Annotated in this window: 15 protein-coding genes and 1 pseudogene; 13 read left to right on the forward strand and 3 right to left on the reverse strand. The window is 48.7% G+C overall.

Annotated elements, in window-relative coordinates:
- Positions 1-45 precede the first annotated feature (45 nt).
- Entirely contained in the window at positions 46-2,250 is a 2,205-nt protein-coding gene (locus ACOQOZ_RS05910; protein WP_420591355.1) for an EAL domain-containing protein, read from the forward strand.
- Between the two features lie 9 nt (positions 2,251-2,259).
- Here the strand turns inward: ACOQOZ_RS05910 and ACOQOZ_RS05915 are convergent, their stop codons facing one another.
- On the reverse strand, positions 2,260-2,454 hold the full coding sequence (locus ACOQOZ_RS05915) for a tRNA (uracil-5-)-methyltransferase (protein ID WP_420591356.1): 195 nt from the start codon (positions 2,452-2,454) through the stop codon (positions 2,260-2,262).
- 28 nt (positions 2,455-2,482) lie between these two features.
- On the opposite strand from ACOQOZ_RS05915, the gene hrpB reads away from it, so the two are divergent.
- The 4 genes from hrpB to ACOQOZ_RS05935 all read left to right on the forward strand — a co-directional run bounded on the left by hrpB (position 2,483) and on the right by ACOQOZ_RS05935 (position 12,206).
- Positions 2,483-4,981, forward strand: a complete 2,499-nt coding sequence (gene hrpB, locus ACOQOZ_RS05920) for an ATP-dependent helicase HrpB (RefSeq protein ID WP_420591357.1) — start codon at positions 2,483-2,485, stop codon at positions 4,979-4,981.
- A gap of 154 nt (positions 4,982-5,135) precedes the next feature.
- Complete coding sequence (locus ACOQOZ_RS05925) at positions 5,136-5,597, forward strand: hypothetical protein (RefSeq protein ID WP_420591358.1); 462 nt, start codon at positions 5,136-5,138, stop codon at positions 5,595-5,597.
- Positions 5,598-5,611: 14 nt separating this feature from the next.
- Entirely contained in the window at positions 5,612-9,673 is a 4,062-nt protein-coding gene (locus ACOQOZ_RS05930; RefSeq protein ID WP_420591359.1) for a tandem-95 repeat protein, read from the forward strand.
- Between the two features lie 79 nt (positions 9,674-9,752).
- Positions 9,753-12,206, forward strand: a complete 2,454-nt coding sequence (locus ACOQOZ_RS05935; RefSeq protein WP_420591360.1) for a 7TM diverse intracellular signaling domain-containing protein — start codon at positions 9,753-9,755, stop codon at positions 12,204-12,206.
- Here ACOQOZ_RS05935 and ACOQOZ_RS05940 read toward each other — a convergent pair.
- Positions 12,175-12,928, reverse strand: a pseudogene (locus tag ACOQOZ_RS05940) (sulfite exporter TauE/SafE family protein). The gene ACOQOZ_RS05935 and the pseudogene ACOQOZ_RS05940 overlap by 32 nt on opposite strands.
- 24 nt (positions 12,929-12,952) lie before the next feature.
- Here ACOQOZ_RS05940 and ACOQOZ_RS05945 point away from each other — a divergent pair.
- Positions 12,953-13,195, forward strand: coding sequence for a glutaredoxin family protein (locus tag ACOQOZ_RS05945; protein WP_420591361.1), 243 nt, complete (start codon positions 12,953-12,955; stop codon positions 13,193-13,195).
- On the opposite strand, the gene ACOQOZ_RS05950 is transcribed toward ACOQOZ_RS05945, so the two are convergent.
- On the reverse strand, positions 13,170-13,817 hold the full coding sequence (locus ACOQOZ_RS05950; protein WP_420591362.1) for a riboflavin synthase subunit alpha: 648 nt from the start codon (positions 13,815-13,817) through the stop codon (positions 13,170-13,172). The genes ACOQOZ_RS05945 and ACOQOZ_RS05950 overlap by 26 nt on opposite strands.
- Positions 13,818-13,900: 83 nt before the next feature.
- On the opposite strand from ACOQOZ_RS05950, the gene ACOQOZ_RS05955 reads away from it, so the two are divergent.
- The 7 genes from ACOQOZ_RS05955 to ACOQOZ_RS05985 all read left to right on the forward strand — a co-directional run bounded on the left by ACOQOZ_RS05955 (position 13,901) and on the right by ACOQOZ_RS05985 (position 24,899).
- The gene (locus ACOQOZ_RS05955) at positions 13,901-15,079 is read left to right on the forward strand and encodes a patatin-like phospholipase family protein (RefSeq protein ID WP_420591363.1); all 1,179 of its coding nucleotides are present in this window, start codon (positions 13,901-13,903) and stop codon (positions 15,077-15,079) included.
- Positions 15,080-15,103: 24 nt separating this feature from the next.
- The gene (gene cobB, locus ACOQOZ_RS05960) at positions 15,104-15,817 is read left to right on the forward strand and encodes a Sir2 family NAD+-dependent deacetylase (protein ID WP_420591364.1); all 714 of its coding nucleotides are present in this window, start codon (positions 15,104-15,106) and stop codon (positions 15,815-15,817) included.
- A gap of 290 nt (positions 15,818-16,107) precedes the next feature.
- Positions 16,108-17,196, forward strand: coding sequence for an efflux RND transporter periplasmic adaptor subunit (locus ACOQOZ_RS05965; protein WP_420591365.1), 1,089 nt, complete (start codon positions 16,108-16,110; stop codon positions 17,194-17,196).
- Position 17,197: 1 nt separating this feature from the next.
- Positions 17,198-20,275 carry an efflux RND transporter permease subunit gene (locus tag ACOQOZ_RS05970; RefSeq protein WP_420591366.1) on the forward strand — a complete coding sequence of 1,026 codons (3,078 nt, stop codon included), beginning with the start codon at positions 17,198-17,200 and terminating at the stop codon, positions 20,273-20,275.
- A gap of 198 nt (positions 20,276-20,473) precedes the next feature.
- Entirely contained in the window at positions 20,474-21,142 is a 669-nt protein-coding gene (locus ACOQOZ_RS05975) for a glutathione S-transferase family protein (RefSeq protein ID WP_420591367.1), read from the forward strand.
- A gap of 159 nt (positions 21,143-21,301) precedes the next feature.
- On the forward strand, positions 21,302-22,159 hold the full coding sequence (locus ACOQOZ_RS05980; RefSeq protein WP_420591368.1) for a ketopantoate reductase family protein: 858 nt from the start codon (positions 21,302-21,304) through the stop codon (positions 22,157-22,159).
- A 313-nt stretch (positions 22,160-22,472) separates the two neighbouring features.
- The gene (locus tag ACOQOZ_RS05985) at positions 22,473-24,899 is read left to right on the forward strand and encodes a fatty acid cis/trans isomerase (RefSeq protein WP_420591369.1); all 2,427 of its coding nucleotides are present in this window, start codon (positions 22,473-22,475) and stop codon (positions 24,897-24,899) included.
- Positions 24,900-24,910: the final 11 nt, after the last annotated feature.

A 24,910-nucleotide genomic window follows, 5' to 3' on the forward strand; every position in this document is an offset into this window, starting at 1 on the left:
AATTCCAGCTAAACTGTCTGTGATGTATTCAGTTTAAGCCGTTTTATGACCATCAAAACCGCACGCGCAGACAGCCCCAAAGCTGTGGTCAGTCTCAGCCGCTACAGTCAGATTCTCGAGATTCTGGTCTCCGGACGTTCACTTTATGACCTGCTGGAAGAACTGTGCTATCTGATCGAAGACAAACAGCCAGGCTGCCAGGCCTCGGTGCTGCTGTTAAGTGATGATGGCAAACGCCTGACCCATGGCGCTGCGCCTTCGATTGCCAAACATTACATTGAAGCCATCGATGGCGTCGAAATTGGTCATGGTGTCGGCAGTTGTGGCACCTCTGCGTTTTCCAAACAACTGGTGGTGGTTGACGACATTCAAAGCCATCCCTTCTGGGAGCCCTACAAAGAATTAGCCGAATCAGCCAACCTCAGAGCCTGCTGGTCGCAACCCATCATGGGTCAGGGTGATAAAGTGCTCGGCACCTTCGCCATGTATTACGATCACCCTAAAGCTCCTCACCAAGACGATTTACTACTGATTGTTGAAGCGTCGCGACTGGCGCGATTTGGTATTGAGTACACCCAGGCCTGGACCCAGGGCAAACTGTCCAGCGCCATTGCTCAGCACCTGCCAATGGGCATGGTCATTACCGATGAAAACTTTATCGTATCGGACGTTAATCCGGCGTTCTGCCAGATGACCGGCTACAGCACCGAGGATGTGATCGGCCAGTCCCCCAAAATGCTGACCGCCTCCCAAAGCCAATTGCAGCAGTATCGTGAAATTCTGCAGAATCTGCCCGCCAACCGCAGCTGGACTGGCGAGGTTCAGGCAACCCGACGCAATGGAGAAACCTTTACCGCTGAAATCTGTTTCTCTGCTGTACGTGGCAGTGACAACCGGATTCTGAAAAGCGTTGCACTGATCAGTGATATCTCTGAGCGCAAGCGTTCTGAAGAGACCATTCAGTACCTGGCGAATTATGATGTACTGACCAATTTGCCGAATCGTAACCTGTTTTACGAGCGTATGGGCTGGGCCATAGAACACTGCCGCCGCAAAGAACAAAGCTTCGCCGTGTTTATCTTTGACCTCGACTATTTCAAAGAAATTAATGATAACCACGGCCACGATGTGGGTGATGAGTTATTGGTCAAAACCGCCAACCGCTTGCAACAATGTTTCAGTAACAGCGATACAACAGCGCGGCTGGGCGGTGATGAATTTGCTGTGATTGTGTCTCAGGATATGTCTGAGACAGAGTTGAATAACCTGGCAGAAAAGGCACTGGAGCAAATCGCCAAGCCCTTCACCTTGCGTCAGGTGAAAGACTGTCGAATTTCCACCAGTCTGGGGATTGCACGCTTCCCGGAAGACGGAAAAACCATTGAACAGCTGATGAAAGCGGCCGACCAGGCAGTATATGCAGCAAAGGCCAGCGGCCGCAGCGGCCATGCCTTCTTCACAGAAGCCATGAATCAGGAAGCCAAACAACAGGCGTTATTGCATCAGGAATTACGTCACGCCATCGAGCGAGATCAACTGGAATTACACTTCCAACCAATCAAATGCCTAGCAAGCAACAGAATCTCACAACTCGAAGCATTAGTACGCTGGAACCATCCGGATCGCGGCATGATTCGCCCGGATGTCTTTATCCCGCTAGCCGAAAAAACCGGCATTATCCGTGATATCGGTAGCTGGGTAAGAGATGCTGCCCTGAAGCAAATAAAACACTTGCAGGCTTTAGGAATGGAATTACCCATTGCCGTTAATCTGTCGACCGCTGAGTTCTACGACAATGAACTGGCAACTCATATTATCGATCAGATTGATGTTTCTGGCGTCGCTCCGGAATTGCTGGTGATCGAAATTACTGAAAGCTTATTTATTCAAAACCAGGCTGATACACAGAAATTCCTGCAGGAACTGCAACACAAGAATATTAAAGTCGCACTCGATGACTTTGGCACTGGGTTTTCATCCCTGTCTTATCTCGCCGCTTTCCCGGTTGATAAATTAAAAATCGACCGTGCCTTTATCGACAAAATGTGTGGTGACAATCGTAAGCAGGCTTTAGTCGATACCATTATTACGCTCGGACATAGTCTGGGAATGCAGGTAATTGCTGAGGGCGTGGAAGAACAGGAACAGCAGGACGAACTGGTCGCTAAACGGTGTGATTGTATTCAGGGCTACTATCTCAGCAAGCCTCTGAACGCCAGTGCGATTGAAACCTATTTATTAAGCCAGTAACGCTTAATATCAGCGCTTTTTCTTGGCTTTTTTCTTACGCAAAAAGTCTTTAACCGGCGTCTTTTTATCCGGCAACGCGTTACTGAAACGCGCCTTCATTTCATCGACCTTAGCTTCTTTACGGTCGTGTTCACGGTCCTGCTTAAATTTGCGACTGGCCGACGCAAAGTCAACCACAGAGACGTTGTTATTTTCTGACATCATTTTCACCTCATCATGGTAATAGGCTACCATGCGCGTTTTGTATCGTCTGCCACCTGAGTCCATGAGCCACACTTCTTTACCGATTGATCAGGCACTCCCTGAGTTAAAACAAGCACTGAACGATCACGCCAATGTTGTTCTGGTCGCGGCGCCCGGAGCAGGTAAAACCACACGAGTGCCACTGGCGTTGTTAAACGAACCCTGGCTGCAGCAGCAAAAAATTCTGATGCTGGAGCCGCGACGCATTGCCACACGCAACGCCGCCCGCTTTATGGCACAGCAGCTATCGGAAGATGCCGGCAATACCGTCGGCTATCGCATGCGAATGGAAAACCGCACGTCGGCCACAACCCGTATCGAAGTCATCACCGAAGGCCTGCTAACCCGCATGCTACTGGAAGACCCGGAACTGACTGGCGTTGGCTTGATTATTTTCGATGAATTCCACGAGCGTAATCAACATTCCGACCTCGGCCTGGCGCTTGCCCATAACTGCCAACAGCTATTCCGGGAAGACCTTAAAATTCTGGTTATGTCCGCAACACTGGATGAAGATACCTTATCGCAACAACTCCAGGCCCCTGTGGTTCGCAGTGAAGGTCGCAGCTTCGATATCACCAGCCATTACCGCCCGGCAAGTGAACCACTTAACGCTCATCGCAGTGTATTAACTCAGCACTGTAATAAGGTCGTTCGAGAAGCGATTAATCAACCCGGAGACATACTGGTATTTCTTCCGGGTGTTGCAGAAATTGATGCATTGCAACAGGAGTTGCGCGATCTCGACGCATTGGTTGTGCCATTACATGGCCAGTTAAATGATCAACAACAGAAGCTGGCATTGCAGCCCCAAGCGTCATCTGGCAAATCGCAAAAGAAGATCATACTGGCGACCAATATCGCCGAGAGTTCGGTCACTATCGATGGGGTTCGCGTGGTGATCGACAGCGGCTTAGAGCGCCAACAGCAATTCGATGTGCGCTCAGGCATTGAACGGCTGGTTACCCAGAATATTTCGCAGGCATCGGCTACACAGCGCCAGGGGCGCGCTGGTCGCCAGGCTGCCGGAGTTTGTTACCGCCTGTGGGCCGAAAGCCAACACCAGACAAGGCCAAAACACATTGCTGCCGACATCGCTCACAGCGAGCTGTCCGGTCTGCTGCTGGCGTTACAGCAATGGGGGGCAGAAGTCGATGAGCTGACCTGGCTGTCCCCTCCTAATCCCGCGGCATTAAGTCGCGCACACCAGTTACTGCAACAGCTCAATATTCTGAATACTGACTCTCACCTTACGGAGCATGGCCAGCGAATTGCGGAAACAGGTCTTGAGCCACGCTGGGCACACAGCCTTATTTGCGCCGATGAACAAGGGTACGGCCGGGCCACCGCGGAGTTAACTGCGTTATTGCAGTTGATTCCGCATAAATCTAAGCGCAGTGATGATCTTGAGACGCTGCTGCACCAGGTACCCACTCAGCTGAAACATCAGGCGACAAAGCTGGCGAAAAGCTGGATCGCGAAACTACAGCTGTCAGAAGATCAGTCCCCCATCAACCTTGGCAGAGTGATCGCACTGGCGTTTCCTGACCGGATCGCACGTTTACGTTCATCGTCGGGCAACCAACAAGCCAGCTATCAGCTCAGCTCCGGGGCTGGAGTGGTGCTCCAGTCCAACTCAGCGCTGCATAATCAAGAGTGGTTAGCGATAGCTGATATCGGTGGCCAACAGCAGTCTGTGCGTCTGGCCTGCAAGCTTGATCAACAGGATATCGCCCATCTTCTGGAGCAACATACGTATCTTGCCGATGAGCAAATCGTTGTTGATTGGCAAAGTAATGGCCAACTGATTGCCGAACGACGAAAAATGCTGGGAAAACTCACCTGGCAAAAACAGGCATTACCCGCCCTTGAGCCATCTCAATGGGACGAGGCCTGGAGTGGTTATTTCCTTAATAACGGCCTCGATTCACTTCCCTGGGACGAAAATTGCCTGGCGTTACGACAACGAATGCATCTTGCGTTTCACTCGGATACTAACAGCTCGTGGCCGGACGTTAGTGATGTCACTTTGACTGCAAATCTTGAGCAATGGCTGCTGCCTTTTTTACAACAGGCCAGACACCAGAAAGATCTGAAGAAAGTCGACTTATACAGCGCACTGCTGTCCCTTCTCGATTGGCCGCAACAGCAACAACTGGACCAGCTCCTGCCAACTCACATTCAGGTAGCCAGCGGTTCAAAAATACGCATCAATTACGAAGAAAATCCTCCGGTACTGGCGGTAAAGCTGCAGGAAATGTTCGGTTTTGATGGCCAACCCAGCGTACTAAACGGCCAGTTGTCACTGATGATTCACCTGTTATCGCCAGCACGGCGGCCATTGGCAGTCACTCAGGACTTAACTAGCTTCTGGCACAACGCTTACCCAGACGTCCGCAAAGACATGCGCGGCCGTTATCCGAAACACCCATGGCCGGAAGATCCGCTCGCAGCAGAAGCCACCCGCTTCACCAAAAAGCGCCAATAACTCAGCATAAAGTGGTAATAGTTCTCAATTTAACCAATCGATACATTTGTTTACGTCTGACAGCTGAATTCGCTCAGATATGGGGCTAGCCTGACTTAAACGATTTTATTGAGGCTTGGAAGTGAAACGCGACCGGCAAAGTATATTGGTTATTGTGTCTCTGTTTTTTACCGCAAGTCTGGTGGCGGGTATCTATTTTGCGGCCCAGCAATCGGGTCCCGCCCCTTTGGTTGAAATACAGCCACAACTGCAAGTGCAGCCTCAGGCAGCAATGACTCAGTCGATTAAAACCGACGACACTAAACCAATTGCAAGACCGTCATTATCCACTTCAGCACCGTCCGGCCGTTACAACACGCAGCCTCAGCAACATGATCATGACCACGATCATACGCATGATCACTCATTGCAGATCCCGGTAGAAATCCAGGCCTATATCGATAAGCAACGGATTCCGCAAAGCGAGCTTCAGCCGCAGCGAAATCAGCAGGGTAACCTGTCACTGGACCCAAAAGGTCAGTTTGAAACTGTTTCAATCGCCGTCTTAGGAGAAGACGGTGAAGTTCGTATCACGGAGCGACAAATTCAGCCTCTGGCTGAGCCACAAAAACCGTAGGCAGGTAGCTCCCCATGTTAACCCGATTTATCTTTCTCCTCCTGCTGGCACCGGCAAGTTATGGTTCCGTCTCAATCGTCAATAACGATGGCGCCGGAGAAGGCTTTAATGACCCGACTTCTGTAGTCGCTGTTGGTGGCAACCCCGGCACAACACTCGGCCAACAACGACTGAATGTATTCAACAAAGCCGCTGAAATTCTTAACACCGTCTTCCAAATTAACCAGCCGGTAAAAGTTAACGCCCAGTTTAACCCTCTGACCTGCACTCCAACCTCCGCAGTTCTGGGACAGGCAGGTCCTGCCAATTATCAATTCCAGAATAATGCCGGTAATTACACTGTTTATCCGGATGCGCTCTACAACCAGCTGCAAAACTCAGATGTAGACAGCAGTAAACTGGAAATAAACGCGACATTTAACTCCAATCTGGATAGCGGAGCCTGCCTCGGTGGAAGAACCTGGTATTACGGTTACAGCGACAACGGCGGTTCAAACTCCGCTTTGTTACCTGTGGCTTTACACGAAATTATGCATGGTATGGGTTTTCTGAGTTTATTAAACAGCTCAGGAGCATCCGGCGCCACGGTCGGTGGCAATCAGGTTTTTGATATCTATACCAAGATGCTGAAACGCCAGAGTAACGGGATATTCCTGAAAGATATGAGTCAGGGAGATCGTGCATCCGCGATCGTCAGTAACGGTGATCTGGTCTGGAGTGGCGCTAAAGTTAATGCAAAATCCGGTAATTATTCAGCAGGAACCAACGGCGGTAGCGTACGTATGTATGCGCCATCTGCTTACACCTCAGGTTCTTCAGTGGGTCATTTTGATTCGCTGCTTTCCCCCAACGAAATAATGGAACCCAGCTACACCGAGTTTCTCGATAGCCCGGGGCTTGCAACTCAGCTGCTGGAAGATATTGGCTGGACGGTGAACAGTGCGAATACCGCGCCAACAATCAATGCCATCAGCAATCAAACCCTGAATGAAGACACCGACAAAAATATTACCTTGTCGGGAAGCGATCCAGAAAACGACAGCCTGGTTTATTCAATTGTATCCGCCACTGCCTCACTGAATGCAAGTATCTCAGGGACGACACTGACACTGGACCCGGCCGCTAATTTTAATGGCAGCGGCTCCGTCACCGTTCAGGTCAGCGACGGCAACCTGACTGATTCAACCAGCTTCAATGTCACAGTAACCGCCGTTAATGACGCGCCAATTATTTCTGCCATCAGCAATAAAACCCTCAGCGAAGACGGCAGTCTGAATATCAGCTTGTCTTCCAGTGATGTTGATGGCCCTTTGACCACATACAGCCTGGTGTCGTCAAGCAGCAATCTTGGTGCTTCGGTATCAGGAAGTACTCTGAGCCTCAACCCCATTGCTAATTTCAGCGGCTCGGGCTCAGTGACAGTGAAAGTTTCGGATGGCAGTCTGGAAGACAGCACCAGCTTTAACGTAACGGTCACCCCTGTTAACGACAGACCTGTAATCACTGCAATTCCGGATAAAACACTGAATGAAGACAGCCAGTTATCCTTTAGTGTGTCGGCCACCGATGTCGACAGCAGTAACCTGGTTTTCTCCTTAGGTACCGCGCCATCACAATTAGGCGCCTCGCTGAGTGGCAATCAGCTGACGCTGGATCCGATAGATAATTACTTTGGGCAGGGTAATGTCGAAGTTCAGGTTTCGGATGGCGCTCTGGTCGCTTCAACGACATTCAGCGTAACGGTTAACGCGGTTAACGATACCCCGGTATTCGCTCAGATTGCTGATGTTGCCATTGCCAAAGCAGGAAGCACTGTTGTTAGTTTGAATGCCAGCGATGCTGATAATGATCCGCTCTCCTTCAGCATCGTTTCGGCGATTAACGAATTAAATGCCAGCATTACAAACGACCAGCTTACCCTTGATCCCACTGACAGTTATGAAGGCTCTTCTACTGTCACTCTGCGGGTAAGCGACGGCTCCCTGACTGCCGACCGCAGCTTCGGTGTTGTTGTGTCAGAACAAAACCTGGCGCCAGTATTGGCCAACATTGCGCCAGTCACACTGGCGGAAGATTCCTCGAAAGAAGTTACTCTGACCGCCACGGATGCCAATAGTGATGCAATCACCTTCAGCATCAGCAATGCCACTGCGCAACTTGGTATCACGATCGAAAACAACAAGCTGTCTATTAATCCGGATGCAAACTTTAATGGTAATGGTGTTGTTACCGTAACAGCTTCCGATGGTCAGTTGAATGACAGCCAGCAGGTGCAGATCACGGTAACTGCCGTTGATGATGCCCCGGTATTTACCCCCATCAATACCGTAACCCTGATTGGTACCACAGCACAGAGTGTTAGCCTGAGTGCTACAGATATTGATTCAGTCGCTGATCAACTGACATTCAGTATCGTCAGTTTTGATAACGCGCTGATAAATGCGTCACTGCAAAACAAGCAACTGACTCTGTCTGCCAAATCAGCGGCCAATAACAATACACAAATACTGCTCAGAGTCAGCGACGGAACCAGTCAGGTTGATCTGAACCTGTCTGTGGAGCTCAAAATTGCGGCCTCTCCTCAACCTCCGGTGCTGGCGAGTATTCCGCCACAGTCTGTGCTGAAAGGCACCCGTAAACAGGTGCTGCTCAGCGCCACAGATCTGGACACCAGCAGCGACCAATTAAGCTTCAGCATTCGTACAAAGTCCGGGGGATTATCCGCCTCTGTTACGGCGAACCAACTGACCATTGATGCCGGCAACGGCATTACCGAAGGAGATTACACCGCAGAAATCGAGGTTTCTGATGGCAGTCTTACGGATCGTCAGATTGTAAATATCAAAATTTTGCCTGATTTCAATCTGCAGAACGGCGACACAAACATCAGCGATGGCGGGACTCTAACTGCGGGCCTGAACGCCATCAACCTGGGCATCAGCGGCGGAGACAATCAGTTAACGGTTAGTGTGTTCTATAACGGCAGCGATCAAAGTGGCTTGCTATCCCGCACCGACCAAGGCTATCAGTTGTTAATGCCGGAGAATGGTGCCTTTGCCGGAACCTACCGATTTGATGTCACGGATAAGTCCGGCAACTCGGCCCGATATTTTATTGAGCGTCCGTTACGAGTGGTCACCAATGTATCCAGCCTGTTGGATGCTGCTAACAGTCAACAGGTTTACGTTGAAGGTGCTCCTGCTGGCAGTGAGATTGAACTGAGCGTGAATAACCCTGCAATCACCTTCGCTGCAGAAAATAACCGCATCACAGCCAGCGATAACGCTCAGCAATTTAATCGCGCGGTATCGGCTTTAACGCTCAGTCGCAGCCCGGAAAATAAAGATTACCGAATCTCAGCTGAATCAACGAACCTGCCAAAGGGGACAAAAGATGGAACGATTGTGATTTCACAAAGTGTCGAATTCACAGTTAAAGACACAGACGGCAACATCATTGAAGGTGCTGTTATTAAAGCAACCGACCAGCGGCTGGCAGAATGGCAACTGCCTTCCATCACAACAACCAATACCAATGGTACCGCCAGCTTAACGCTTGCATCTGGCACACAAACACTGACCGTAACGGCATCCGGATACGCTGAAAGAAATATTCAGCTTGAATCCGGAAAAAGCTCTCTTGAAATCACACTGAATAAACCTGAATCACCGTTCACACTGACAGGTAGTGTCATATCTCAGGGCGTCGATTTTATCTCCGAAGCACCTAAAGTGACGCTGTTCTTCAGTAACGGCACTCAGGAAGTTTTAACCACACAGGTCAATAGCAGTGGCAACCGTGCGACGTTTGAATGGCAGGGAGACCTCAGCAAGCAAACACCTGAACGGGTAAACATCAGCCATAGCAGAGCAAACGATATTAACAGCACCGTTATCTCCTCCACCCCGTCGGCATTTGTCAGTGCTTTATTGATTGCGATTCCACTTCCACAGCAACAAGACCCTATCATTTTAGGGGGAGCGGCATCCGGTTCTGGTGCGGAAAGCCTGCTGTGGTTATTGCTTTTTGTTAGTAGTTTCGCATTTTATAGACGAAAGCCATTCACACACAGATAGTGCAGCCTCTATACTCCATAATCTATATACAAATTCGTTTATAGATAAGACGATGGACTGAGCGCAGGGAATCAACCTGATGAGATGGCATAGCGCTAAATTCGCTACCACTGTATTGATAATACTGACCAGCCTGCTTTCCTGGCAGGCTTGCGCGCATCTGGTGAAAGACCTCGACAATGAACGTTGGGTGGAATTTAACGACAACATCACCATTGCCGACAGCAACAACGCTATTTATTTCCACCAGGACCCATTATCTCAGCTTTCCCTTTCCTATCTGAAAAACAACGGCATTTTATTCGAACAATATCCAAAGAAAGTTTTTAACGAAGGTTTTACCAGCTCCGGATATTGGCTGAAAATGCATTTGCGCAGCGACACACTGGAACACAATCGCTGGTTGATGGAAATTGGTTATCCTCTGCTCGATCACCTCGAGGTTTATATTGAGAACGAAGACGGAGCCAGGCTTAAACAATATTTATTAGGCGATTTACAGTCTTTCACCCACCGCCCTGTGCAGCACCGCAACTTCGTTATTCCTCTGGATTTTTCCCAACATAAAATTCAAACGCTTTACATCAACGTCCAGACCAGCAGCTCGATGCAATTGCCGGTTCAGTTCTGGCAACGTGATCACTTTATTGAAGCACACTCCACCGAGCAGTACGGCCTTGGAATGTACTACGGCATGATGCTGGTTATGTTCCTTTATAACCTGTTTTTATGGTTAAGTTTTCGTGACCAAAGCTACCTGCTCTACATTGCTTACATCGCATCATTTGCAGCTTTACAACTGGCAACCAGTGGCATTGGTTATCAGTTTGTCTGGCAGGACTCCACCTATTTCCAACAATTAGCCGTGCCACTGACGATTGCTTTGGTCGGGGTATTTGGCACCGCTTTCAGTCGCAGCTTTTTACACACCCAACGCTATAACCGCAGTGCCGATCGGGCATTGTTATCCTGCCTGGTACTCAGCGCATTTACCGGGATACTTGCGTTCGTGGTCGACACCTCGACTGTGATGGCCATAGCCGGTCCGGTTGTGCTGGCGTTTTTATTAGTCATCCTTTACGCATCCACAGTCACTCTATTACAAGGAAAACGTGAAGCACGTTTTTTCCTGGCAGCCTGGGTCGCCTTTATTATTGGTGGCCTGGTCACCATTTCGACCATTTTCGGAATTTTGCCTAATAATATGTTGACCATTCATGCCAGCAAGATCGGCAGTGTTTTTGAAATCGTATTGTTATCCTTTGCTCTCGCAGACCGGATTAACCTATTACAAGCTGAGAAAAAAGCTGCTGAAAATCAGGTTAAAAAAGAGCTGCAGCGTAAGACCGAAAGCCTGCTGGAATCGAACCGCCTTAAGAATGATTTCCTGGCCACCATCAGTCATGAATTTCGCACACCATTAAATGGCATTCTCGGCTCACTGGAGTTGGCCAAAGATGGCGACAAAGCAGAACTGCTTTCCTCCATCGCGAATGCACGGGTCAGTGCTAATGAGATGCTTGAACTGGTGGATAATGTACTTACCTATACTGAGCTGCAGGCAGGCAGTCGTATTGCAACACCATGTAATACGGAGTTGTCATCAACACTAAAAAACTTCGCAGATAAAATACAGCCATTGTGCAACGCCAAGGGGCTCGGGTTTGAGCTGATGATCAGCGATGATATGCCAGACAATCTGCTGATCGACTTTAAATGCCTGCAACATGCGTTAAAAGCCTTGATCGATAATGCAATTAAGTTCACCAACGAAGGTCATATTCGCCTAGCCGTTTCCTGGCTGAATCTGCATGAAGAAAGCTGTATTCAGTTTGAAATTCAGGATACCGGCATCGGTATGTCCGCAGATGAAGTACAGCAGGTTCAGGGATTTATGGCACAGGCCGACTCTTCCCATCAGCGTCGCTATCAGGGTCTGGGAATTGGATTGTCGTTAGTTCGTGCAGCCTGCTTATGTCTGCACGGTGACATACATATTTCATCAGAAAAAGACAAAGGTACTAATGCGCAATTGCGTATTCCAGCCAAAGAACCTCTGGATCTTAATCAGAGTGTTCATCCATTAGCTCTGCATCAGGATGACTCCCTTTCCGATCAGGAATTACGTGGTCACGTGCTGATTGTCGAAGACAATACAATCAATCAAAAAGTGCTGCGCAGCATGCTGGGTCGTATGCAGCTGAAGGTGGATATTGCCGACAACGGAGAAAATGCACTGGAGAAACTGCAACAAACTAAAGATTACCACTACGACCTGATCTTTATGGATTGCCAGATGCCCGTCATGGATGGCTTTGAAGCAACCAAACGCATCCGCAGCAGTGCCAGTGTTGAGGCGACAATCCCGATCATTGCAGTAACCGCAAATGCCATGTCAGGTGACGAGCAGCAGTGCCTGGATGCGGGGATGAACGACTATCTGAGTAAACCCATCAATATTGAGCAGGTACGCCACATCGTTTTCAAATGGTTGCCGGCTTTTAACCAAGCAGCAGCTTCAGGCCAACAATAAACGTAACCACTTCATAAACCCGTTTAATAGCCAGATTCCCTGCCTGAATCGAGGTGTGAGCACCGAGGTATCCACCAGCCAGAGAACCAAGAATTAACGCCGGAATCCAACTCCACTGAACGGCAGCCACTGCCCCCATCGTTAATGCCCCGGTTCCATTCCAGCCCAACCCCACGGCGACCAGAGTCTGCGCAACCGCAACCTTATATTCCAGTCCAAACCAGTACACCAGCCACAAGGTTACAAACAAGCCACTGCGCTGACAAAGCACCATTGGCGAAACCAATCAGCATCAACACCATGCCGCCGATAAAATATCCGAACCAATCTCTATGTTTAGGGTCAGAGTGCAGACCGAGTTCCGGTTTAAACAGCGAATACAGCGCCAGGCCAAGAGTGATAATGCCGAGTGCGACTTCAGATTGCCTGGCCGGAATATCCAGAATGAAGAACACACCGGCAATCACACCGGGGACACCGGCACACAGGATCAGTAATAAAATATGACGACTGAGGTGACCCTCTTTCAGATGTCTGAGCGTTGCCCCGACCCCCAACGCAACCGTGGCAATCTTATGTGTCGCCAGTGCCAGAGGAAAAGGTAAGCCCATAAAAATCAGGATGGGAAGCTGAATCAGGCCTGCACCACCACCCGCTAATGCAGAAAACCAGTTCGCAACAACAGCAATCAGAAATAACAGGATTTGTTCGGTATAATCCATACAAACTCAATATCAGGAGTAACCATGACCTACGCTTTGTATTACTACGACGCCTGCCCATTTTGCCAACGGGTACTGATGGCATTACCAAAAGCCAAGGTAAACGTAGAAAAACGTAATATTTTACAAAACCCGAAGTTCCGCCAGCAGCAGCAACAAGCCACTGGCCGCACCACGGTTCCCTGCCTGCTGATCAAAGATGAAGCAGGCGAGGAAAACTGGATGTTTGAATCCAGAGATATTATTCAGTATCTGTTATCGCTGTAATCAGCTCTTTCAGATTGGCAGTATTGCCGATTAATCGGCGCACAGTATCCACCACAGCCTGGGTCTGAGCGTCGATTTCCAGATTCACCGAATCCCCCGCAACAATCCCACCAAATACCGTAATATCCAGCGTCTCCGGAATCAGATGAACGGCAAACCGATCGTCTTTAACTTCAGCAATGGTCAGGCTACAACCATTCAGGGCAACAAAACCTTTATCCAGTAAATATGGCGCTAGTGCTTTCGGCCGCTGCATCCAGACCACACGATTATTCGCACTATCAACCACATCAACAACACGAACCTGATCCATCACATGGCCTGATACGACATGGCCACCAATCTCATCGCCGTATTTTGCCGCACGCTCGAGGTTAACAACGCTACCTGGCTCTATTTGTCCGAGGTTGGTAACTTTCAGAGTCTGAGCAATGGCATCAAAGTAAACACGGTTACCATCGATCGATCGAACCGTCAGGCAAGTGCCATTAATCGCCACTGACGCCCCGGTTTCCAGGCCCGTCAGCAGTTTGTTATCAAATTCAAACACAAAGGTCGTAAGGCCTTCCGCCTTAAGTACTTCTGCCACAGGCAGCTTTGTTTGCACGATTCCGGTGAACATCAGTCTCTCCAGCCAACACGAATGGCGGCATTATGCACTATTATTTATGCTATTCAGAGAGCAGTCGATAAAAGGGCAAACTTTTGCAATATCAGAAAACAGGGCTCATTCTTTCTGGCGGCGGTGCACGTGCGGCCTATCAGGTGGGAGTTTTAAAAGCAATTCACAAGATTCTGCCTCGCGGACACTACAATCCGTTCGACGTGATCTCTGGCACCTCTGCGGGTGCAATTAACGGTATTGCCTTGGCCAGTTATGCCGAAAACTACCGCATTGGTATTCGCCACCTGGAGCGTATCTGGGCCAATTTTGAGTGTAATCAGATATACCGTACCGACTTTGGCGGTGTCACCGGCACCTTAGGCCGTTTAATTCGCAGCCTGGTGATTGGCCGTCGTTTTAAGCATGATCCAGTCTCTCTGCTGGATAATGCCCCACTGCGCGAACTGCTGCTGGAAGTGATCCGCTTCGATAATATTCAAAGCGCCATTGATAACGGTGCGCTGCATGCAATTGCGATTAATTGCTCCGGTCTGGAGTCAGGTGAATCCGTCAGTTTCTTCCAGGGTCACTACAGCATCACCAACTGGCAACGGGAACGTCGTATTGGCTCACGCGCCCGCCTGAACATCGATCATTTGATGGCCTCTTCAGCAATCCCGATGATTTTTCCGTCGATTAAAATTAATCGTGAATATTTTGCCGATGGTGCCGTCCGCCAACTGGCACCATTAAGCCCTGCCCTGCACCTCGGGGCTGAAAAAATAATGGTGATTGGCGTCAGTGGTGTTGCTCACAAGCGAAAAGAACATCGCCAGCAAAGCGTTTACCCAACCCCGGCAAAAATTATGGGGCATATGCTGAACGCTGCGTTTCTCGACAGTATTGAATCTGATGTTGAACGCTTGCGCCGGATTAATCGCACCGTCGATAAAATTCCGGAAAAAATCCGTAAGCAGGAAGGCATGGAACTGAAAAAAATCGACTTGCTCGAAATTAATCCGAGCCAGTCCATTGATGACATTGCCGGTGAACATGCTTCTGAAATTCCGCGCGCCCTGAAACTGGCGCTGGGTGGTAGTGGTAACACCAGCCGTAATGGTTCGGGGATTCTCAGTTATCTGCTGTTTTCCCAGGGGTTCTGTCAAAATCTGATTGAATTGGGTTATAACGATGGGATGAATCGAGCCGAAGAAATTCGTGAATTTTTCTCCGATCATTTCGACGGTTGCCAGCAAACCCAGAAAACAGGAACGGAATAACCGTACTCTCCGCTGAGGAATAAAATGAGCAAACATATTGTTGTATTAACCGGAGCGGGCATCTCGGCGGAGTCTGGCGTGAAAACGTTTCGCGACAATGATGGCTTATGGGAAAACCACCGCCTGGAAGATGTTGCCACACCAGAAGCTTTTCAGCGCGATCCGCAACTGGTTCAACGATTTTATAACGCGCGCCGGGCGCAATTACAGGATGTTGAGCCAAATGAGGCTCACCTCGCTCTGGCCAGGTTTGAACAGAATTTTCTCGAAGCTAATCCCAACAACAGGTTTTTGCTGATTACCCAGAACGTCGATAACCTGCATGACCGTGCTGGTAGTAAAAACCTGTTGCACATGCATGGGGAATTGATGCTATCGCGCTGCAGTAAAAGGCAGCAGATATTCCCTCAACAGAGTGACATTAAAGCCGACAGCCTGTGTGCCTGCTGCCAGCAACCAAATTTGCGACCACACATCGTCTGGTTCGGCGAGATGCCACTGTATATGGATGAGATTTATCAGGCGCTGGAAAACTGTGATTTATTCATCAGTATTGGTACCTCCGGCCATGTCTACCCAGCAGCCGGCTTTGTCGAAGTGGCACGTAACAGCGGTGCACAAACCGTTGAAATCAATCCTGAGCGCTCACAGGTCAATAACCTGTTCCATCAGCATATTCAGGGCAAAGCCGGAACCAGCGTTCCTGAGTACTTTGCAGACTTGCTGACGAAAGATTGAGTGTACGGCTTTCGAAACTTCCGCGTTTTTGCACTCCTAAGTTTTTGCACTTCTAAGTTTCTGCACCTCTGCACCGCAAAACCCTGGCGCCAGGCCAGGCATCCGATCACACAGTTAAAGATGTTTTTGCTGGCCACTTTGTTTTAAATACGGCCAGAATAAAAACATTCTGCTTCTATTGATTCAGTTTTCAGAACATTAGGTTATCCGTTTTGGGGCTGATCCTACTCCGGTAACTTCGCCTACAATAAATATGTATTAGCGTTATTCTAGCCAACAGGATCCCATCCATGCGCCTTCTGCTCATTCCCGTATTACTCGGTTTAATAGCTTGTTCCGAACAGGAAAAGACAACACCCGAGACCAATATCCGCCCGGTTAAGATTTATCAGGTACCGCAAGAGAATGAAGTGTTACTGCGCAAGTTTCCGGCACAGGTTCAGGCGGCAGAACAATCCGCACTGGCGTTCCGGGTCTCCGGTGAATTGCTCAAACTCCCCGTGCGTGCAGGCGAGCTAGTCCGCCGTGGTCAGATTCTTGCCCGCCTTGACCCGGTCAACTATCAAATCCTGGTGGATGACCGAAAAGCCCGTTTCGAGTTAGCCACCTCTCAGTTTCAACGAATGAAAGACTTGTTTAATCAGCAACAGGTGTCACAAGCCCAATTTGATCAGGCAAAAGCCGAGCAGGAAATTGCCAAGGCCGCACTGGAAGCGGCACGCCTGGATTTAACCGATACACGCCTGAAAGCACCTTTTTCAGGCGTTATTGGTGAAGTGTATTTAGACAACCACCAGCCTGTTCGTGCCGGTCAGGCAGTTATTATGTTACAGGTGCAGGATCAACTCGAAGTTCAGCTACAGATGCCCGAGAATCTGATGGCAAAAATTGTTGATGCCCGTGAAGAAAACAATACGGTTAATTATCAACCGGAAGTGGAATTTGAAGCCTTACCGGGAAAACGCTTCCTCGCCAGCTATAAAGAACACAACGCACAAGCGGACCGGGCGACAGGCAGTTATACCGTCACACTCACCCTACCTCGCCCACCATCACTGAATTTACTGCCAGGTATGTCGGCCAGCATACACGTCGATCTCAACCAGGTACTCAGCAACCGCCATACTCAAATGCTGATCCCGGCTTCTTCCGTGTACCAGAGTGAGCAACAGACAGAAGGCAGCAGTCTTGCCAGCGTATGGATTGTTAACGCTGATATGACACTTAGCCAACGCCAGGTGGAAGTGGGTGAGTTGACCCAACGCGGAGTGGAAATTCGCAGCGGCCTGCAACCGGGTGAGCAGATTCTCGCCGCTGGCGTTCATCAGGCGCGTGAAGGTATGCACGTGCGCCCGTGGGTGCAGGAGCGAGGCCTGTAACATGAGTCAAAGCAATAATACGGCCGGATACTTTATTCAGCACGGCACCACAAGCTGGATGTTGATTCTGATTTTGCTTGCCGGCGGTCTGGTTTCTTACCTTGGTCTCGGGCGTCTGGAAGACCCGCAATTTACCATTAAAGAAGCCATGGTATTCAGTTATTACCCCGGTGCGAATGCACTGCAGGTAGAAGAAGAAGTTACCGCACCACTGGAAAATGCAATTCAGTCGTTACCCTATATCGACTATGTCGACTCCATTTCTAAAGCCGGTGTATCTCAAATTCATCTGGTTATTAAACCAACCTATAACTCCGATGAGTTGCCGCAAATATGGGATGAGTTACGTCGTAAAGTGCGTGACAAGCAAGCTCAGTTACCACCCGGTGTGAACCCTCCCATCGTATTTGACGATTTTGGCGACGTATTTGGAGTTTTACTCGCCATTACCGGGGATGATTACAGCTATCAGGAAATGAGTGACTACGCCGATTATCTGAAGCGCGAGCTGGTCACTGTAGACGGCATTGCCAAAGTTAATATTGCCGGCACTCAGGCGGAACAGATTTTTATCGATATTTCACGCGAGCGTATGGCCAACCTCGGTATCCCGGTGTCACGCCTGTACAGCTTATTAAATACCCAGAACGTTGTTCAGGATGCCGGCCATATTCGTTATGCCGGTGAATACATCCGTATTCATCCAACCGGAGAGTTTGCTTCCACCCAGGAGATGGGTGAGCTGCTGGTCAGCACACCGGGCTCCGAAAAACTGATTTACCTGAAAGATATTGCCACCATTTCAGAAGGTGTTGCCGATGTTCCGGATCATCTGGTGAATTTTAAAGGTGCTCGGTCACTGCATATGGGAATTGCGTTTAACCGAGGTGTAAACGTTGTTGAAGTCGGTAAAACTCTGCGTCAGAAACTGAATTTTCTGGATCAGAATCGTCCGCTGGGCATTCAGTTACATACCCTCTACGATCAGCCAGCAGAAGTGGAAGCGTCATCAACGGGGTTTGTTCTCAACCTGCTGATTTCCGTCATTATTGTAATTGCCGTCCTGTTTGTTTTTATGGGCGCTAAAGCCGGCATTATTATTGGCTCAGTATTGTTACTGACCATTCTCGGAACCTTTATCGCCATGAAATTCGTTGATATTGAATTACACCGGATTTCATTAGGCGCATTAATTATTGCTCTGGGCATGCTGGTCGACAATGCTCTGGTCATCACCGAAGGAATTATGGTGGGTCTGCAAAAAGGTCAGAGCCGCTTGCAGTCAGCAATTGCGATTGTTAAACAGACGCAATGGCCATTATTAGGCGCAACCATTATTGCAGTCACAGCATTCGCACCCATTGGTTTATCACCAGATTCTACCGGTGAATTTGTCGGTTCATTATTTTATGTTCTGCTGATTTCTCTGCTACTGAGCTGGTTCACGGCACTCTCCATTACGCCATTCCTGTGTAACCTGATGTTTGCTAAACAAGAAGCACAAGGTGCCGATCAACAAACTAACACTCAGCCTTACCAGGGTTGGCTGTACGACGTTTATCGCAGTGCACTGAGTTTATTCCTGCACAACCGCGTAACCACCATGGTTACTATGTTGGTTGCACTATTTATTGCAATTTATGGCTTTGGTTTTGTTAAGCAGAGTTTCTTCCCGCCATCAAATACTCCAATGTTCCTGGTGGATATCTGGTTGCCGGAAGGCAGCGACATTCATGCAACCCAACAACAAGCATTGTCACTGGAAAAATATTTCCGCGATAAAGATGAAGTTGAATTTACCGCATCGACGGTTGGCCAGGGAGAATTGCGCTTTATGCTGACCTACGCGCCGGAGCGACAATACTACGCCTATGCTCAGGTCATGATTCGAACTCAGAACCGAGAACAAATTCCCTCATTAATTGATGATGCCCGAATCTGGACTGAACGTCAGATGCCGAATGCTTTTGTTAAATTTAAGCGCCTGCAGATTGGCCCGGGAACCAATGCAAAAATTGAAGCACGCTTTTCCGGTCCTGACCAGGCACAACTGCGTCAGCTGGCGGAACAGGCAAAAGTAATTTTGTTAAATGACCCGGACAGCGACAACGTTCGCCACGACTGGCGGGAACGTGAAAAAGTAATTCGCCCGGTGTTTATTGAAGATAACGCCCGTCGCGCCGGAATTTCCCGTCAGGATCTCGATGATTTATTACAGATGAGTGTTGCTGGTAAAAATGTTGGCCTTTACCGTGAAGGCACCAAATTAAAACCAATTATACTGCGCCCGCCAGCCGTCGAACGACTCAACATCGATAGCCTGATGGATTTACAAATCTGGAGCCCGGTGTTTAATCGATATATCCCGATTCAGCAGGTGGTTGAACGTTTTGATCTGGTATTCGAAGATCCGATTATTGCTCGCCGCGATCGTAAACGTACGATACAGGTCTATGCAGACCCACAACTTGGCTCCGGACTAACCGCAAATGCCTTGTTTAAACGCGTTGCACCTCAGATAGAAGCGATTCCGTTACCGCCAGGTTATGAGCTCAGCTGGGGCGGAGAATACGAAGCGTCAAAAGACGCTGAAAGCAGCGTGTTTGCCTCGCTGCCGCTGGGTTATCTGATTATGTTTATTATTACCGTACTGCTGTTTAATGAGTTACGCAGTGCGCTGGTCATCTGGGCTTGTGTTCCCCTAGCAATCATTGGGGTAACGGCGGGCATGCTGATATTAGGCGCAGAATTTGGCTTTATGGCGTTACTCGGGTTCCTGAGTTTGTCGGGTATGATTGTTAAGAACGGCATTGTCCTGGTTGATCAGATTCGCCTCGAAATCGACGAAGGTAAAGCACCGTATGACGCGGTTTTTGATGCCTCGATCAGTCGTTTACGTCCGGTAACGATGGCGGCGCTGACCACAATTCTCGGCCTGTTACCGTTATTGGTTGATCCGTTCTTCAGCGCAATGGCGGTTGTGATTTGCTTTGGCCTGGGCTTCGCCACCATCCTGACGTTGGGTATTGTTCCGGTGCTTTATGCCATGATTCACCGCATTCAGTCACCAGCGAAATAGCCAATCATCGACAGCAGATGTCAGCCCAATACAGCAACACTGGTTGGGTTTACATCTGCGATAACTCTGTTTGGGTGTACATCAGCAATTACCCTGGAGCTGACACTGACAACATCCATCTTGACCCATTCTCCCTCTCGGAACTTCTCTTCCTTACCGGTAACATAAAGCCCTCACCACCATTTCAGGGATTTTTTTATGATCACCTTGCACCATCTGAACAACTCTCGTTCGCAACGTATTATCTGGCTGCTGGAAGAGCTTGGCGTCGATTATCAGATCAAACATTATAAGCGTAATGAAAAAACCTCCCTGGCACCGAAGGAACTGGAAGCCATTCACCCGCTTGGCAAATCACCGGTGATCACTGATGGAGAACAAACCATCGCAGAGTCCGGCCTGATAATTGATTACCTGATGCAAACCTACGGTGCCTCTCAATTCCCGGAAAACACCGGAAACGATAACAAATGGCAAAGCCAGTATTGGTTACACTATGCCGAAGGTTCGTTAATGCCACTGCTGTTAATTGCATTAATGTTTGAAAAAGTACGAACCGCTCCGATGCCGTTTTTTATCAAACCAATCGCTCGCGCTATCGCAGATAAAGCCATGGCGGCTTATGCCGGCCCGAATATGCAAAAGCACCTGGGTTATATCAATAGTCACCTCGCTGATAAGCAGTGGTTTTGTGGCGAAGAAAAAACAGCTGCCGATTTTCAGATGATTTTCCCATTGGAAGCTGCGCTCACACGGGGTGCAACACGAGATGCATTCCCACATATCGCTCGCTACGTTGACCAGGTACACGCATTAGCCAGCTATAAAACAGCATTACAAAAAGGTGGCCCATACGATTACGCATGATTATTAGCTCTGAGTGATTATTGATTCCGAGTAATCATTACGCCGGGCAATTTAAGCCGCTTTGCATGCGCAATTGCCCACTCAACTGTCTGCCTATTCCCTTCCGCTGATTTCCAGATTTGTTACCGTATAGCCTGAATAAACAATATAGATTTTTGCATGAACATTCTGATTGTTGGCGCTGGCGCAGTAGGCCAGGTATATGGACACCATTTTCAACAACAAGGTCACCAGGTTACCTTTCTAATTAAAGAGAAGTATCAGGCTGAACTGTCACAAGGCATGACCTTATATCATTTGAACAAGGACAAAAGCCTGGAAAACCCGATCAGTTTTGACGAATACCAGTTAATAACAGATTGGCCTGATCATAGCAGCCATAACTTTGATGTTATTCTCCTCAGCATTCCATCGACTGCCTTACGGCACTTACCTTTTGCCAACGTTGGGCGCTGCTGCAGTCAGAAAACTCCAATATTAATGTTACAACCCAGCGCCGAAGACTTTGCAATTCTTGCGGATAATCTTCCCGGAGTGCCTCTGGCGGAAGGACTAATCAGCCTGATTGCATATCAGACACCACTTATCGACAATCGCAATCAGCAACTCAGTCAGCAACCGGATAAACGTGGAATCGCCTACTATTTACCGCCGATGGCGATGCCGGTTTCGAGTGATAATCAACAACTGGCTCGGCAACTAACAACGCTGTTCAACGACAGTAATATCAAAGCCAGAGTCAGCCGTTCTGCTATTGCGGATTCCAAAGTGCCGTCTGCATTTTTAATGACGTTTTTATGCGCACTGGAAGCGGCCGATTGGAACCTGAAACAGTTGTGCCAAAATAAAACACTGCTCAGAGAGCTGACCAGTGCACAACGTTTCTTCTTGCCGACACGCTTACCACAAGGATGGCAGCAGACAATCGCCAGCATTTTGGTTACCGCAGCGTTACGCCCGATGTTATACCGGCTTCTGATACGTGTTGCGCCCTGGTTTTTGCCTTTGCCGCTGTAGGCATACCTGAAGTTTCATTTCAGTAAGGTACGACAACAAACTCTGCTTTATATGCATGATTACATTAAAGAAATTCCCGACCAGCGTTTAATCCGGCTGCTTCAACGTATCGATAAATCCAGCGACTAATACTGCTTTATAGTCTCAGACGACAACCTCATTTCAGGCCAATACACAGAAACAAGCCATACACTGGCCTGAAATTATTTATTTATCACAGTGTTGCACTCATGGGACTTAATTTTACTTTTTTGAGCTCTGATCAAGGTTGATAAACTGTTAAAATCATCGCCTGTATGGCGGAGTATTTTTTATGTTTTTATCACTATGGTCACGGGTTTCAACATCACTGCGCAGCATGCGTCTGATACTGATCATAATCTTCCTGGCGGGTTGCAGCAGCGTTGCTATCTTGTCGGAAGATCTTGACGCACTCTATGGCAAAACATTTATCGCCGACCGCCGCCTTCCTGCAGACAATGTTAATGCTCAGCATTTTAACCAGCAGGTTAAACCCATTATTGAAAACCGCTGTGTTGTCTGCCATGGCTGCTACGATGCACCTTGTCAGCTGAAACTGAATTCGCCAGAAGGCATCATGCGCGGAGCAAACCCTGAACTGGTCTATAACGGAACGCGCATTCTCGCCTCAACGCCCAACCGCCTGGGCATCGATGCAACCTCCACTGAGCAGTGGCGCGAGCGTGGCTTCCACACCATTCTTAATGAGCGTAGCCAGACAGCGGCGATTAACAGCCAGAACTCTGTGATGTATCAGATGCTGGCCCTTAAACAAGCACATCCCGATGCCAGCGATGACGGTGGCCACCTGCTTAGCGATGACATCACCCTTGGTCTCGATCGTGAACAACAGTGCACCACTCGTCAGGGCTTTAATGAGTTCGCCCAACAACATCCATTATGGGGAATGCCCTACGCACTTCCCGCACTCAGCGAAGAAGAACACAATACCTTATCTGAGTGGATCAAAAGTGGCGCACCCATGTCACTGCCAGCAGAATTACCCGCTGCAATCGCTAAACAACGGGATCAGTGGGAACAATTTCTCAATCAGGATTCGCTGAAGCAGCAGCTTGCCAGCCGATATATTTATGAGCACTGGTACCTGGGGAATTTATATTTTTCTGACCTGCCATTATTTACTAAAGCCGAACCCGCGCAACGACCAGAGTACTTCTTTAAACTGGTGCGCTCAGCAACCCCTCCCGGCTTGCCGATTAGCCCCATTGCTACGCGCCGTCCTTATGATGATCCGGCGGTAAAGCGGGTTTACTATCGTCTGCAATTAAATCCGGCCAGCATCGTTGCCAAAAATCACATGCCCTATCGTTTAAACAAGGAGCGTATGGATTGGTTAACAGCACTGTTTATTGACCCGGATTACAAGGTCGAAAAACTCCCGGGTTACGACACTGAAATTGCCGCCAATCCGTTCGTTGCTTTCCGTGACTTACCTGTTGGATCCCGATACCGCTTTATGCTTCAGGAAGCCCAATACACCATTATGGGTTTCATTAAAGGACCAGTGTGTCGCGGCCAGGTAGCACTGAATGTTATTGACGATCACTTCTGGGTATTTTTCAGTGACCCATCAAACGAAGACGACGAATACGTTGCTGAATTTCTCGATCAGCAGAGCAGTAACCTGCGTCTGCCTGGCGAGGCTGAAAGTAACTCCGGCATCGTCACCAACTGGCTGAAATACAGCTATCTGCAAGGCCAGTATCTGAAAGCCAAACGGGATATTCTGAAAAAATACTCCGACCCAACCAATAAGTTTGATACCCGCCTTATTTGGGATGGAGAAAAACAAAACCCGAATGCAGCACTGACTGTTTTCCGCCATTTTGACAGCTCAACCGTCGTGAAAGGTTTGGCCGGACAACATCCTAAAACAGCATGGGTGATTACCTATCCATTATTGGAACGTATTCATTACCTGTTAGTAGCTGAGTTTGATGTGTATGGAAATATCGGCCATCAATTATTGACCCGGCTCTATATGGATTTCCTGCGGATGGAAGGCGAGTTTAATTTCCTGGCATTTTTACCGCAGCAACATCGCATTGAACTGGCTGACTATTGGTACCGCGACACCAGCGATGAAGTGAAAGAGTTTCTGGTTGCACACGGAAAACAGATGATCCGTGACCCGGATATTAACTACACCACGGATAATCCAAAAGCAGAATTATTTGAACAATTAAAGCAGCACCTGGGCGCAGCCCTGGATGAGAAATACTCGCTGCAGCAACACCTCAAGCCTGAGCAATTGGGTATCGTATCCCCAGTGAATAATATTCGTGGTGTTGCCGCAAACCTGATGCCGGAAATGTCACTGCTTATGGTGGATGGCTACCTCGGCCAACAGCAACTCTTCAGCATTATTCGAAACAGCGGCCACAGTAATATAAATGGTCTGCTCACCGAAGATGATAATCGCCTATTCGAGGAGGATTACCTGACTCTGGTTCCAGGCGTTCTCGGCTCCTACCCGGGAGCAATGTATCGGGTTTCAGCATTCCGTCTTCCTGATCTTGTAGCCGACCTGAACAACATGGAAGATGAAGAAGATTATCGTCGTTTTGCTGACCATTACGGTGTACGAAGAACCAATAACAGCTTCTGGCACCACAGCGACCAGGTGCATAATGAGTTTTTCAAGCAAGATCCGTTAAATGCAGGACTGCTGGATTTTAACCGCCTGGAAAATCGCTGAGACTGAATACA

The organism is Bacterioplanoides sp., from assembly GCF_965219715.1.
In the GTDB taxonomy this organism is placed as follows: Bacteria; Pseudomonadota; Gammaproteobacteria; order Pseudomonadales; family Oceanobacteraceae; genus Bacterioplanoides.

Bases quoted from the DNA above. Each gene is read 5' to 3' on its own strand.
- ACOQOZ_RS05950 (WP_420591362.1), bottom strand. From the start codon at position 13,817: ATGTTCACCGGAATCGTGCAAACAAAGCTGCCTGTGGCAGAAGTACTT.
- ACOQOZ_RS05985 (WP_420591369.1), top strand. From the start codon at position 22,473: ATGTTTTTATCACTATGGTCACGGGTTTCAACATCACTGCGCAGCATG.
- ACOQOZ_RS05975 (WP_420591367.1), top strand. From the start codon at position 20,474: ATGATCACCTTGCACCATCTGAACAACTCTCGTTCGCAACGTATTATC.
- ACOQOZ_RS05970 (WP_420591366.1), top strand. From the start codon at position 17,198: ATGAGTCAAAGCAATAATACGGCCGGATACTTTATTCAGCACGGCACC.
- cobB (WP_420591364.1), top strand. From the start codon at position 15,104: ATGAGCAAACATATTGTTGTATTAACCGGAGCGGGCATCTCGGCGGAG.
- ACOQOZ_RS05910 (WP_420591355.1), top strand. From the start codon at position 46: ATGACCATCAAAACCGCACGCGCAGACAGCCCCAAAGCTGTGGTCAGT.
- ACOQOZ_RS05935 (WP_420591360.1), top strand. From the start codon at position 9,753: ATGAGATGGCATAGCGCTAAATTCGCTACCACTGTATTGATAATACTG.
- ACOQOZ_RS05930 (WP_420591359.1), top strand. From the start codon at position 5,612: ATGTTAACCCGATTTATCTTTCTCCTCCTGCTGGCACCGGCAAGTTAT.
- ACOQOZ_RS05965 (WP_420591365.1), top strand. From the start codon at position 16,108: ATGCGCCTTCTGCTCATTCCCGTATTACTCGGTTTAATAGCTTGTTCC.
- ACOQOZ_RS05980 (WP_420591368.1), top strand. From the start codon at position 21,302: ATGAACATTCTGATTGTTGGCGCTGGCGCAGTAGGCCAGGTATATGGA.
- ACOQOZ_RS05945 (WP_420591361.1), top strand. From the start codon at position 12,953: ATGACCTACGCTTTGTATTACTACGACGCCTGCCCATTTTGCCAACGG.
- ACOQOZ_RS05915 (WP_420591356.1), bottom strand. From the start codon at position 2,454: ATGATGTCAGAAAATAACAACGTCTCTGTGGTTGACTTTGCGTCGGCC.
- hrpB (WP_420591357.1), top strand. From the start codon at position 2,483: ATGCGCGTTTTGTATCGTCTGCCACCTGAGTCCATGAGCCACACTTCT.